Source organism: Emticicia sp. (assembly GCF_049241225.1).
Lineage (GTDB): Bacteria > Bacteroidota > Bacteroidia > Cytophagales > Spirosomataceae > Emticicia.
Map to the genome: position 1 here is coordinate 31,431 of NZ_JBMLRC010000077.1, position 14,001 is coordinate 45,431.

Genomic DNA, 14,001 nt, shown 5'->3' on the forward strand with positions numbered 1-14,001 from the left:
TAATACGCATAAATAACAAATCCAATGAAAAACATTTATCTACTTATTGCAAGTATGAGCTTCGCACTCTCCATTTTGGGTTTATCCAAAATAGAGATGAGTGAGATGGACTCTACGACTTACTCGAAGAGAAAAATAGTTGAGCCAATAAAGCGAGTAAATCCACAAAAAAAATATCGCCCAATGGTTTTGAAACCAGAAACGAAAGAATTGAATCTGACTACTAACTCTCAAAATTGGCTATCGGAGACTTTTCTCGCTCCTGCAATTACGGCTTCAAAATCAGTTACGGTGCAAGGCGGCGGCAATGCTACACCTGGTGGAGTGCTGAATTATAGTATCACTGTCAGCAATACAGCTTCTGGCTCAGCCAATAATGCCACAGGTGTTGTAGTAACCGACCAATTGGTAAATGATTTGACATTGGTGACTGGTTCGGTAAAAGCTACTCCCATAGCAGGGGATGATGCTTATTCGAGCATAGGAAACGTAGGTATTACTGTACCTGCAGCAAGTGGACTTTTAGTTAATGATAATAGTCCTACGAATGAGGCAATTACAGTTACGGCGGTGAATACCACTGGAACTTCTGGCAGTGTAACATTTAACCCAGATGGTAGCTTTACTTTTACACCAAATGCAGGTTTTAGAGGAACAACTACATTTGCTTACACCCTTACTGGCTCGTCAAGTAACCTTACAGGTACTGGAACCGTTACGATTACGGTATCAAACCCAATTTGGTTCCTCAACGCATCGGCAGCAAGTGGAGGAAATGGAACTTTAAGCTCACCATGGAACTCTGTTAATAACTTTAATGCCACAAGCCTCGACTTGCCAGGTGATTATATTTTTATCTACACAGGTAATTATTCAGTAAGCGGAACAACGCTTCTTTTAGGTCAGCAAAAAATCATTGGACAAGGGGCAGTGGGTACTTCATTGGCAAGTGTCGCCGGAATTACAGTGCCTACTTTTTCAAACGCATTACCAAGTATTAATGGAACTCGTCCAGAATGGAGTTCTTCCGCAAATCCTGCCATCAATCTACAATCTCAAAATGAAGTTTATGGTATAAATGTTACTGGCTCTACAGGAGTAACGATGTCGGCTTTTGGTTTCACCTCAATGAAAATAAGAGATGTTTCACTGAATAATACCAATGGACAGGCTATTAATTTTTCAAATGGTGCATTAGATGTGATATTTACGAGCGTTTCAGCAAGTGGTGGTACAAACGGAATTTCATTAAATAATAATACGGGGAGTTTACAGGTTGCTGGCACAGGTAGTGCTGGTAGCGGTGGAACCATTCAAAATACAACTGGTAATGGTGTTTATCTAAATACCGCTGCGAATGTTAGTTTAAATCGTATGAACATCACGAATACCAGTAAGAGTTGTTTTTATGCCAACAATTTATCAGGTACGTGTGCAATCAATGATTGTTCGTTTACACTCGGAGCAGGTGCATTAAGTGTACCAACTACACCGACTACTACTTCGTATGACCGTCGTTGTGTACATATTCTAAACGAAAATGTAGCCATGACGCTCAATGTAAATAATTCAACATTTACAGGACAACTGACAACCAGCCCGAACGACAATCATGGTCTTGCATACGAAACTACAACTTCTGCTACCAGTAGTACGGTTGGAACGTTGAATATCAAAAATTCTACCTTTAATAGATTCAACAACTATGCAGTTTATACAACTTCCACTGGTGCAGCCATCACGGATGTGGGTATTCAAAATAGTTCAGTTAATTATGATGGCGGTACTGGCTTCGTGGGTGGTGCTTTCCGTTTATATAACTTAAGAACTGCTAAAACTACCTTTAATATCCTAAATAATACTTCGATACTTACCAAAGGAGGCTTCCCTATCGAATTTTTTTCTACCACCTTTGATGGAACAGATTTCACACCTGCATCGGGCCGAGGAATGGAAGGTAAATTTAATGGAAATACGCTTACTCGACACTCAAGCGATACAGGTACAGGGGTAAATATTTTGGTGAAAGGAAGGAGTAATATGGTAGTTCAAGTAAATGGTAATACAATTACCAAAGGAAGTCTCAGCTTACAAGCCGTAGAAAATACACCTAATTCAACGACCGAAACCCCAAGATTAGATGCTACTGTTACGAATAACATAATCGAAGAATTATTATCAAACTATGGTATTGATGTACTTTCAGGTGGGCCAAGTGATGCTAGTTTTTCAACGATTATCAATTGTGTTAAAATTTCGGGCAATAGCATCACCCCACGTGACCCTGGTGGTTTGGGGCTTATAAGATTCTTCACCAATGGCCCAAATGCAGGCGGTGGACCAAATGTAATTTGGTTGGATGGAACTAATGGAACAGCCGAAACAAGTTTAGTAAATTATTGGAATAATAATTCAAATATTCCAACGGGAGTTACGACGGCGGGGCCAACACGCGTAAGAGATGCAGGATTTGGTGGTACAGGAAATAAAATTTTTAGAGCTGCGGGTACGTGTCTTACACCAGCCAACGCTGCTCCTGCTCGTATTGCAGCTCCAGAGTATGTCAGAAACGAGCCAGCATTAGTTCCACAAGATAGTTCATTAGCTACCAATGCTATTGCAGAAGAAGAAAATATTGAAGAACCAGTAGTTATTAAGGAAGAATTCTTAAAAAACGAAACATCACCAACTCCGAAAGCAGAAAATTCTTCTGCAAGATTACTTGCAGGTGAAACCATTACGGTAAATGGCTCAGGTTCTGGCTTTTCTTTACCAGCAGGCAAAAGTACAACGATTACATTTAGTGCTACGGTTTCGGCAACACCAAGTACTTGTGCAATTACGAACGTAGCAACCGTAAGCGGTAGTAATTTTTCAAATGTAATCACAACACCAAATCCACTTACTACCAATCTGATTGTTCCGCCACCAACTGGCGTGACCACAGCCACTCAAATTTGTAATGGAAATAGTATTGGTTTAGTAGCAACTTGCTCATCGGGTACGGTACAATGGTACAATGCCGCTGCAACAGGTACTCTCCTAGGAACTTCCGCCTCGCTCGGAACATTTACACAATTTCCGACAGGAAATACAACTTATCAAGCAGCTTGTAAGGTTGGTGGATGTGAAAGTACCAGAACAAATTCTGGATTGATTACGGTAAATCCGGTACCAATTCCTGCTCCATCGAGTAATTCACCTGTTTGTGTAGGAAGAACGCTTAATCTATCCTCGGCAGCAAATACAAGCTATTTATGGGCAGGACCTAATAGCTTTACATCATCTGCTCAAAATCCAAGTATTAGTAATGTAACAAGCAATGCAGGTGGAATTTATACGATTACCCAGACAAACAGTTTTGGATGTACGGCTTCAGCAACAACGTCTGTTACTATAAATGCACTTCCTTCGGCAACTGCGAGTAGTAATTCTCCTGTATCTGTAAATTCTACTCTAAATCTAAGTAGTACTGGCGGAAGTACATATCTTTGGTCGGGGCCAAATGCATTCAGTTCGACCCAGCAAAATCCGAGTATAGGTAGTATAACGATTGCCGCCACAGGCACCTATGTAGTAACAGTTACTAATAATGGTTGTTCGGCAACAGCAACGACAGCAGTGGTGGTCAATGAGGCAGCAGCCAATAGTAATTCACCGATTTGTGCGGGAGCAACATTGAATTTGACGGGAACTGGTGGAGTAAGCTACTCTTGGACAGGTCCAAATTCGTTTACCTCAACTTTGCAAAATCCATCATTTACAAATGCAACTCCCTCGCTGAATGGAGTTTATACCGTAACCATAACGGCCAGTGGAGGAGGAACGGCAACTGCCACAACTTCTGTAACTGTTAATACATTACCCATTCCAAATCCGAGTTCGAATTCTCCTAAGTGCGTAGGAACAACGTTGAGTTTCAATGCAGTATCAGGCATGACGAGTTACGCATGGAGTGGACCAAATTCGTTTAGTTCAAGTATGCAATCGCCAAGTATCAGTAATGTAACCACAGCTGCAAATGGAGTTTATACCTTGACGGTTGTTAACTCAAACAGTTGTAGTGCAAGTGCGACGACAAACGTGACAATAAATGCCTTACCTGTGCCAAACCCAACGAGTAATTCACCAATTTGTGTTGGAACAACATTGAGTTTCAATGCGGCATCGGATATGTCGAGTTATTCATGGAGCGGGCCAAATTCGTTTAGCTCAAGCATACAAGCACCAAGCATCATTGATGTTACAGCGACCGAGAATGGAGTTTACACCTTGACGGTTGTGAATTCAAACGGCTGTAGTGCAAGTGCAACAACGAGTGTGACGATAAACACCTTACCAGTACCTAATCCGTTGAATGATTCACCGAAATGTGCAGGTACGACCGTATCGTTTAATTCGGTATCTGGAATGGCGACCTATGCATGGAGTGGGCCAAATTCGTTTAGTTCAAGCATACAAACGCCAAGCATTAGTAATGTTACAGCGGCCGAAAATGGAGTATATACCTTGACTGTTGTGAACTCAAATGGTTGTAGTGCAAGTGCAACGACGAATGTGACGATAAATGCCTTGCCTGTGCCGAATCCGAGTAGTAATTCGCCGGTGAATGTAGGGGGCACACTCAACCTCAGTAGTTCGGGTGGCGGAACTTACACTTGGGTAGGTCCCAATTCATTTACATCATCACTCCAAAATCCGAGTGTTATTAGTGTTACGACAGCTGCCTCGGGCGTATATTCAGTAACTGTTACAAATAATGGTTGTTCGGCAACGGCTACCACTCTGGTAGAAGTAAGTGAGGCCTCTGCGAGCAACAACTCACCGGTTTGTAGTGGAAGTTCACTAAATTTAAGTGCATCAGGAGGTGTAAGTTATTTCTGGACTGGACCAAATTCATTTAGTTCTTCTTCTCAAAATCCGTCATTCGCCAATGCAACAAATAGTTTGAATGGTGTATATACGGTTGTTGTTACTACAAGTGGTGGTGGAACTGCTACCGCTACAACCGCAATAACTGTTTTTGACTTGCCAACAGTTAGTTCAGTAGGAAACCAAATATTGTGCAACGGTGCAACAACAGCAGCAATTAATTTTACTGGGAACAATCAAAATACTGTTTATAATTGGACAAATTCAAATAATGCGATAGGTTTAGCATCGAGCGGTACAGGAAATATTACATCATTTGTAGCTACAAACACTACAAATACTCCTATAACTTCCACTATTGAAGTAACGCCTTCAGTAACATCAATATCCGCATCTAAACCAATTACAGAAACATTTAATTTTACAGGAAACCTTCAAACGTTTATCGTACCTGCAGGGGTAACTGAGATAGATATTGCAGCAAAGGGTGCTCAAGGTGGTAGAAATCAAGCAGGAATCTTAGGTGGCTTAGGAGGTCTGGCAAGTGGCAAATTAGCTGTAACCCCAGGACAAACCTTATATATATATGTAGGCGGACAAAATGGCTATAATGGTGGCGGTACAGCAGGATCTTCAACTTGTACAAGTGCAATTGGTGGCAATGGTGGTGGTGCATCTGATATTAGATTAGGTGGTACTGCCTTGACTGATAGAGTAATTGTAGCAGGCGGTGGTGGCGGTGCTGGTGGAAATAGACTGTCAGGTTGTGGAAGAGGAACCGGTGGTGGTGGTGGTGGTGGTTACTACGGTGGTGGCGGTGGTGCCGCGTGGCCAGGAGCGACCCCAGGTAGCCTCCCAACAGGCGGAACTCAAACAAGCGGAGGAGCAGGAGGGGTTTCCACATATGAAACTGCTGCACCTGGTAACTTTGGGGGGCTAGGAGTTTTGGGAGTTGGTGGGAATGGTGGTGCGGAATTACCTTCTAACCAAGCTGGTAATTCAAATGCTTCAACTGGGGCTAATGGTGGTGGACTTTCGGGTAACAATGGAACATATAGTGGGAACTTTGTAGGGCAGAGTGGTGCTGGTGGTTCAAGCTATTTAGGTAGCCTAGCAACTGCTTCAACTACTTCTGGTGTAAATACTGGAGATGGTTCGGTAACCATTACATACACTGCTTCATTAGTTTGTACTGGTCCTCCACAAACATTTACAATTACTGTAAATCCAACCCCAACAGTATCAGCATCAAGTAATTCACCAATTTGTTCGGGAAATTCAGTTAGTCTTAGTTGTTCAGAAGGTTCAAATTACTCATGGACAGGACCAAATGGATTTAGTTCGTCCATTCAAAATCCTATCATAACGAATGTGACAACTGGCGGAACATACTCGGTTACTATTACTGATAGCAATGGGTGTACTGCAACAGCAACAACAGCAGTTACAGTTAATTCTTTACCATCGGCAAATCCTACCAATAATACTCCGATTTGTGCAAGTAGTACATTAAATTTAAGTTCAGCCCAATCAACGAGTTATGTTTGGACGGGTCCAAACTCATTTAGCTCAACCGAGCAGAATCCAAGTATCAGTAATGTAACGACGGCAGCAAATGGAGTATATACCCTTACAGTTACAAACTCAAATGGCTGTAGTGCAAGTGCGACGACAAATGTAATTGTAAATGCCCTACCAGTTCCAAACCCAACGAGTGATTCGCCTAAGTGTGTAGGTACGACGCTATCGTTTAATTCGGTAGCAGGAATGACGAGTTATGCATGGACTGGACCAAATTCGTTTAGTTCGTCAGTACAAACACCAAGTATCAGTAATGTTACATCAGCCGCGAATGGGGTCTATACCTTGACGGTTGTGAATTCAAACGGCTGTAGTGCAAGTGCAACAACGAGTGTGACGATAAACACCTTACCAGTACCTAACCCATCGAATGATTCACCGAAATGTACGGGTACAACCTTATCGTTTAATTCGGTAGCAGAAATGACGAGTTATGCATGGACTGGACCAAATTCGTTTAGTTCGTCAGTACAAACACCAAGTATCAGTAATGTTACAGCGGCAGCGAATGGCGTTTATACATTGACGGTAACAAACTTAAATGGATGTAGTGCAAGTGCGACGACGAATGTAACAATCAATCCATTACCGGTGCCAAACCCAACGAGTAATTCGCCTAAGTGTGTAGGTACAACGTTGAGTTTCAATTCAGTAGCAGGAATGACAACTTATGCATGGAGCGGGCCAAATTCATTTAGCTCATCAGTACAATCACCAAGCATCAGTAATATTACAGCGGCAGCGAATGGAATATATACCTTGACGGTAACAAACTCAAACGGTTGTAGTGCAAGTGCAACGACGAATGTAACAATCAATCCATTACCAGTGCCAAACCCAACGAGTGATTCACCTAAGTGTGTAGGTACAACGTTGATTTTCAATTCAGTAGCAGGCATGACGAGTTACGTATGGACTGGACCTAATTCGTTTAGCTCGTCTATTCAAGCTCCAAGCATTAGCAATGTCTCTGCTGCTGCTAATGGTACTTATACGCTCACAGTTACGAATGCTAACGGATGCTCGGCTACAGCTACGACGGCAGTAACGATTAATGCCTTGCCGATACCTAATCCAACTTCTGATTCACCGAAATGTATAGGTACTACCCTATCTTTCAATTCAGTCGCTGGTATGAGTACTTATAATTGGACTGGACCTAATTCGTTTAATTCATCCATCCAAGCTCCAAGCATTAGCAATGTCTCTGCTGCAGCTGGTGGCACTTATACGCTCACGGTTACGAATGCTAACGGATGCTCGGCCTCGGCTACCACGGCTGTGACAATTAATGCTTTGCCAGTACCTAATCCAACCTCTGACTCACCGAAATGTATAGGTACTACCCTATCTTTCAACTCGGTCGCTGGAATGAGTACTTATAATTGGACTGGACCAAATTCGTTTAGTTCATCCATCCAAGCTCCAAGCATTAGCAATGTCTCTGCTGCTGCTAGTGGCACTTATACGCTCACGGTTACGAATGCTAACGGATGCTCGGCTTCGGCTACCACGGCTGTGACAATTAATGCTTTGCCGATACCGAATCCAACTTCTGATTCGCCGAAATGTGTAGGTACTACCCTATCTTTCAATTCGGTTGCTGGTATGAATAGTTATAATTGGACTGGACCAAATTCGTTTAGCTCATCTATTCAAGCTCCAAGCATAAGCAATGTAACTGCTGCTGCAAATGGTACTTATACACTCACAGTTACGAATGCGAATGGATGCTCGGCTTCGGCTACCACAGCAGTAACAATTAATGCTTTGCCGGTACCTAATCCGAGTTCAGACTCACCGAAATGTGTTGGTACTACCCTATCTTTCAATTCAGTTGCTGGTATGAATAGCTATATGTGGACTGGACCTAATTCGTTTAGTTCATCCATCCAAGCTCCAAGCATTAGCAATGTCTCTGCTGCTGCTGGTGGCACTTATACACTCACGGTTACAAATGCCAATGGATGTTCGGCTTCGGCTACCACGGCAGTGACAATTAATGCTTTGCCAGTACCTAATCCAACTTCTGACTCACCGAAATGTATAGGTACTACCCTAACTTTCAACTCGGTCGCTGGAATGAGTAGTTATAATTGGACTGGACCAAATTCGTTTAGTTCATCCATCCAAGCTCCAAGTATTAGCAATGTTTCATTGGCTGCCAATGGCACTTATACGCTCACGGTTACGAATGCTAATGGATGCTCGGCTTCAGCTACTACGGCTGTGACAGTTAATCAGACTTTACCTCCGACCATCACTCCTCCAACAACGCTGGTGGTATGTTCGCCTTCTACACTTACGCTTACTGCGAGCGGTTGTGCAGGTACGGTTACTTGGTCGAATAATTCTACTGGTACAAGCCTAACGCTTTCGGCAGTCGGCACTTATGCTATCTCGGCTACTTGCACGATAAATGGTTGTACTTCCGATGCTTCGACTACGGTAAGTGGTCTTGAAATCAAGGCATTACCAATTATAACGGCTACAAATACAGGGCCTTATACAGTAGGACAAACTGTAAGTTTAATCGGAACTGGAGCGGGAAGTTATAGTTGGACTGGCCCTAATAATTTCAGTAGCACACTTAGTAGTCCTACTATTTCGAATGCTTTATCGGTCAATGGTGGAGTATATACTTTATCGGTAACAGGAATAAATGGATGTAATGCCATTGCAACTACTAATGTAATTGTCAGTGGAATTGACCCATGCGACCCTAGCAGAATAGTTGATTATTCTTATGTAAAAGCAGGTAATCCATATCAATCACTGTTCCCACTCACCAATGGAATGACTATCAATCAAAGAACAGATCAAGTATCCATACTTGTAAATCCTGTTTGTCCGACGGTGACTATCGAAAGTTTTGAAATGAATATCCAAGGCCCCGAACTTAATTGGAACATTATTCAAAATATTGCTCCGTATGCCTTGTTTGATAACTTCGGAAACGATGTTTGGGGTAGGAACTTCAAACCTGGCGTTTATACATTAACTGTCACTGGTTATGCACAAGACAATAAAGGAGGAGGTGTAACCTACGGGCCAAAGATCATTACGTTTACTGTTGTTGGTGATTTGGCAACTATCAACGCACCTACACTTTCAAAAACAGAGATTTGTGCAGGAAGTAATGTTGATGTAACCTTTACAACTACAGGAACTTTCAATGGTCTGAATCAATTCCAAGTCGAGCTCTCAGATTCGTCTGGAAGTTTCTCAAATCCAGTATTGATCGGTACTACAAATACAGTAGGAACACTTAGCTGTCTGATTCCACAAAATACAGTTGAAGGCTCTAAATATCTAATCAGAGTAAGCTCTACGAATCAGGTCGTTGTAGGAAATCCAGCAATGAGTTTAGTTACTGTTCATCCATTAAGTTATTCGCTGGTTAATCCAACTAATAACTTGACAGGAACAAGTACAAGAAAAGCTGTGAACACAATCAATGCGAGTAATAAAGTTACTTCGCCAGCTAATGTAACTTATCAAGCAGGAAAGAGTATTTTACTCACACCTGGTTTTGAATCGGGAGCTGTATTCAAAGCTGAAATACAGGGGTGTAATTAAATAATGTGGTCGGCAGACAACTTCGTCTCCGACTACCTTTATTTTTATATTCCCTTAAACAATAAAAGCGAGCTAATGTAAAATTAGCTCGCTTTATTTTTCTGTACTATCCAAAAATTATCCTTGTGGTGGATTTGGCTGCTTGTTGGTATTTTTTTTATTGAAAAATTTCTTTTTCCCAGCTGGTTTTCGATAAGGTTTCCGTGATTGGACGGCTTTGTATTCAGGTGCTTTTCCTAAGCCTAAGCTTTCAGTGATATTTTGTTTTTCTACCTCTCTTTCAAGCAATTTCTCAATATTAGCAATTCGGTACTGATCTTTTTCATTGATAAAAGTAAAAGCTGTACCGGTTGTTTCGGCTCGGGCTGTTCGTCCAATCCTGTGGATATAATCCTCGGCATCACGAGGTACATCAATATTTATAACCAAGTTCAAGTTATTAATATCAATCCCTCTCGAAAGCACATCAGTAGCAACCAAAATCTTAAACTGCTTATTCTTAAAACCTCGCAAAGATTCTTCACGGTCTTCTTGCGAATTATCCGATGAAATCCCTTTTGCCTCAAATTTATTTCTATTCAACATTCGCACAACCTTATCAATCATAGCTTTCTGTGAAGTAAATATAATTACCGATTCGGCTACCGTATTTTTCATCAGATGAATCAATAAAGGAAGTTTTTGTTCGTCGGAAGCTAAATAAAATTGTTGGTCAATTCCTACCGCAGGTTTTGAAACTGCCAAACGGATTTCTTCGGGGTTTTTCAGTATTTTATCAGCAAAATCTCTTATTTTCTTGGGCATAGTAGCCGAAAACATCAGATTCTGACGATTTTGCGGTAGATGCTTCAACACAAAAAGAATATCTTCCGAAAAACCCATATCGAGCATTTTATCGGCTTCGTCTAAAATCAAGCATTTAAGATTATCGAATTTTACTTCGCCCGAATTCATGTGTGCCATCAAACGCCCAGGAGTAGCGATAATAATATCTGCTCCTTTTACCAAGGCCTTGCGTTGTTGATCCCAGTCTTCGCCCTTACCTCCACCATAAATTGCTATGCTGGTTGCTTGAATAAAATAGCTAAAACCTTCTATCTGTTCATCAATTTGTTTGGCCAACTCACGGGTTGGCACCAATATAAGTGCCGATGTGTGATCGCTCGGCTCACGACTAATTTTATCTAAAATCGGAATCAAATAAGCGGCGGTTTTGCCCGTGCCTGTTTGTGCCGAAGCTATCAAATCTTTTCCAGAAAGAATAATCGGAATGGCTTTTTCTTGTATCGGAGTGACTTGTAAATAATTCATGGCGTCCACTCCCGTCAGTACGTCATCATGAAGATTAAGTTCGTTAAATTGCAATTGATTATAAATTAAATAGGACTTGTGAAAGCTTTAATACTTACAAATATAGCATTAAGTAGCTTATTAGCAATAAATAAGCCGTAATTGTTTCGTTGCTCAGATATTTGAAAATCATTTACTCCAAACTCTTCAATGTATATCCTTTTTGTTGCAAAAGTTTCAATACTCCTTTTTCGCCACCCAAATGTCCCGCTCCTACTGCAAAAAAAGTTGATTTCTGCTTGATATTTTGCTCAATGACTGGAATCCAGTTTTGGTTTCTTTTGTCCAATAATTCCCCTTCAACACCTTTCATTCCGATCATTTTTTCCGAAATCATTTTTGTCAATGCTTCAATGTCTTGTTTAGTATATAAATCAATCATTTGCATATAAGTTGCTTGGCCATTATCGGTTTCTTTAACCATCTCCATTAACCAAGCCACCTGTTGCTCAATCGGTGCTTTATCGAGTATTGCTATTTGGTCTTCAATTGTTTCGAGGCCTAACACTTCTTTTTTTTCAGTTTTAGCCTCTTTTACAAAATATTCTTCGTACGATTTCGGCATTGGGCAACCAGTGGCCTTCATTAGGCCAAGACTCATATATAGCATCGGTTTTGCAGTGCCAAACATCGCCACATCCATGCCTACATTCTTCTTGAAATATTCGCTAAAAGCCTTATAATCAGATTCATTCATAATATCTTTCAATTTTTTTCCATCGCTCGACATCATCAATTTCTGTGTTTTCATCATCATCTGAGGGTCGTCCATGTCTATTTCTAAAAAAACCTGTTGGGTATTTTTAAGTTTCTCTTGTGTGTTTTTCGGAAGAAAAAACTTGTCTGGACAAATCAAATGAATTGTTCCGAAAAGATACGATGGTTCAGAAAGTCCATTACCCGAAATTTCCCAAAGTAGGCCTTTTGGGGTCTGTTGTGCAAAAGTTTGACAAACCGATAATAATAACGCAATCAGAGCAAAAAATTTAGTTCTCATAAAAAATAAGGATTAAACATAAATACTGGTTTAAAGATAACAAAAAAGCCCGATGAATAATCATCGAGCTTTGTGCATTTATTTGCAGTATGTGTTTTTTACTGTGCCGAATGTTTGGTTTTCTTTTCGAGTTCTACTACCATTGGCACGAGTACGTGGTCTTCGATGATGGCATGTTTGCGGAGTTCAAGCTCAAACAACTCTACTTGATTCAAGAATACTTTATAAGGCAGCGGAGTGGCTGCATTATCTGAATATTTTTTTATGATTTCGCTGACTTCTTTCAATTCATCCTCGATTGGCGAGTGAGATGCAATAAATTTCTCAATCGAGAATGCCTCATCAATCTCAAGGCTTTCGGCACAAACTGGTTTCACTTTGGCCGCTACAATCATTCGACGAATATACGGAAACAATTGTTTTTCCTCCATTCGAATGTGGTCAACTAATTTATTTTTATAGTCGTTAAAGAAAATAGCTAAACTGGCTAAAAGCTGGTGGCTTTGACCATATTTACTGAAAATGTGCAAAAGCGATTGCTCAATTTCGGGTAATTTTTTATTTAAATAATATTGGTGAGTAGCCTGTAAGTAATTCAGAATATCTTCCACCGAAAACTTCTGCATTTTCTCAAACGGAAAATTTTCATCATCGTTATATAAATCCAAAATTAACTCAATCAGTTCGTGATTCATTTCTAATTGATTGATTCTCTTGGTCTTGGGTGCTGTATCTAATCGCTCCGTAATCAGTTGAAGCATTTTAGAATTATCAATGAGGTCGTTTACAGATGTCATATTTATTTATTAGATAAGCAAAACTATGAAAGCGGCTCATCAAAAAATATGACAAGGATCATAAAAACAAAAAAGCATACTGAGATTCACTCTCAGCATGCTTTTTTATTAAAGGTGCAGACCTTAAATTAGTTTGCTTTGAACTCGCCAGAAGCACGAAGTTCAACTTCTTCAGCTACAACTGCACTTGGCATTGCACCAACACCGAAGTCAGTACGTTTTACTGCACCAGTAGCTTTGAAACCTACTAATTTCTTACCATCACGCGATGTACCTGTACCTACCAATGTTAGGTCTAAAGTAACTGGTTTTGTAACTCCTTTCATTGTTAGGTTTCCAGTCAATTTATATTTTTTTGGACCTGCTGGCGTGATTCCTGTGCTTTTGAAAGTCAATGTTGGAAACTTAGCTGTATCAAACATATCATCTTTTTGAAGGTGACCATCACGCATTTCTTGGTTGGTTGATACTTGTTTCATATCAGCCGTTAGTTCAAATACTGCATCAGAGAAATCTTCTTTTGAAGAAGTGATTGTGGCATCGAAACTTTTAAATACACCGTCAACCTCCGACATCATCAAGTGAGTAACAGTGAAAGTCATTTTAGCGTGAGCTTTGTCAAGTGACCATTTTTGTGCAAAAGATGCAACCGATGCTAATAAAGCAAAAGCAAGTACTGTGATTTTTTTCATTTTACTGTGTTTTTTTTGGTTAATACTTATGAATAATTAGACTAATACTCAGAACAAATGTAATTACATACAATGTGTTAACAAACTAATTTAACTCCATTAACAATCTATTAACGAAATAGACTAAACGTAA

Annotated in this window: 5 protein-coding genes; 1 reads left to right on the plus strand and 4 read right to left on the minus strand. The window is 40.5% G+C overall.

The features are described 5' to 3' along the window. Positions 1 to 24 precede the first annotated feature (24 nt). Positions 25 to 10,032, plus strand: a complete 10,008-nt coding sequence (locus ACOVO2_RS04910) for a 3-coathanger stack domain-containing protein (RefSeq protein WP_421768888.1) — start codon at positions 25 to 27, stop codon at positions 10,030 to 10,032. 117 nt (positions 10,033 to 10,149) lie between these two features. Here the strand turns inward: ACOVO2_RS04910 and ACOVO2_RS04915 are convergent, their stop codons facing one another. The 4 genes from ACOVO2_RS04915 to ACOVO2_RS04930 all read right to left on the minus strand — a co-directional run bounded on the left by ACOVO2_RS04915 (position 10,150) and on the right by ACOVO2_RS04930 (position 13,868). Continuing rightward, positions 10,150 to 11,397, minus strand: coding sequence for a DEAD/DEAH box helicase (locus tag ACOVO2_RS04915; protein ID WP_421768889.1), 1,248 nt, complete (start codon positions 11,395 to 11,397; stop codon positions 10,150 to 10,152). Between the two features lie 118 nt (positions 11,398 to 11,515). Next, positions 11,516 to 12,379, minus strand: a complete 864-nt coding sequence (locus tag ACOVO2_RS04920; protein WP_421768890.1) for a TraB/GumN family protein — start codon at positions 12,377 to 12,379, stop codon at positions 11,516 to 11,518. A 98-nt stretch (positions 12,380 to 12,477) separates the two neighbouring features. Then, positions 12,478 to 13,176: a hemerythrin gene (locus ACOVO2_RS04925; protein WP_421768891.1), complete on the minus strand. Its 699-nt coding sequence runs from the start codon at positions 13,174 to 13,176 to the stop codon at positions 12,478 to 12,480. A gap of 128 nt (positions 13,177 to 13,304) precedes the next feature. Next, entirely contained in the window at positions 13,305 to 13,868 is a 564-nt protein-coding gene (locus ACOVO2_RS04930) for a YceI family protein (RefSeq protein ID WP_421768892.1), read from the minus strand. Between the last annotated feature and the right edge of the window lie 133 nt (positions 13,869 to 14,001).

Excerpts from the sequence above, each read along its gene's own strand:
- ACOVO2_RS04910 (WP_421768888.1), top strand. The coding sequence starts at position 25 with ATGAAAAACATTTATCTACTTATTGCAAGTATGAGCTTCGCACTCTCC.
- ACOVO2_RS04920 (WP_421768890.1), bottom strand. The coding sequence starts at position 12,379 with ATGAGAACTAAATTTTTTGCTCTGATTGCGTTATTATTATCGGTTTGT.
- ACOVO2_RS04925 (WP_421768891.1), bottom strand. The coding sequence starts at position 13,176 with ATGACATCTGTAAACGACCTCATTGATAATTCTAAAATGCTTCAACTG.
- ACOVO2_RS04930 (WP_421768892.1), bottom strand. The coding sequence starts at position 13,868 with ATGAAAAAAATCACAGTACTTGCTTTTGCTTTATTAGCATCGGTTGCA.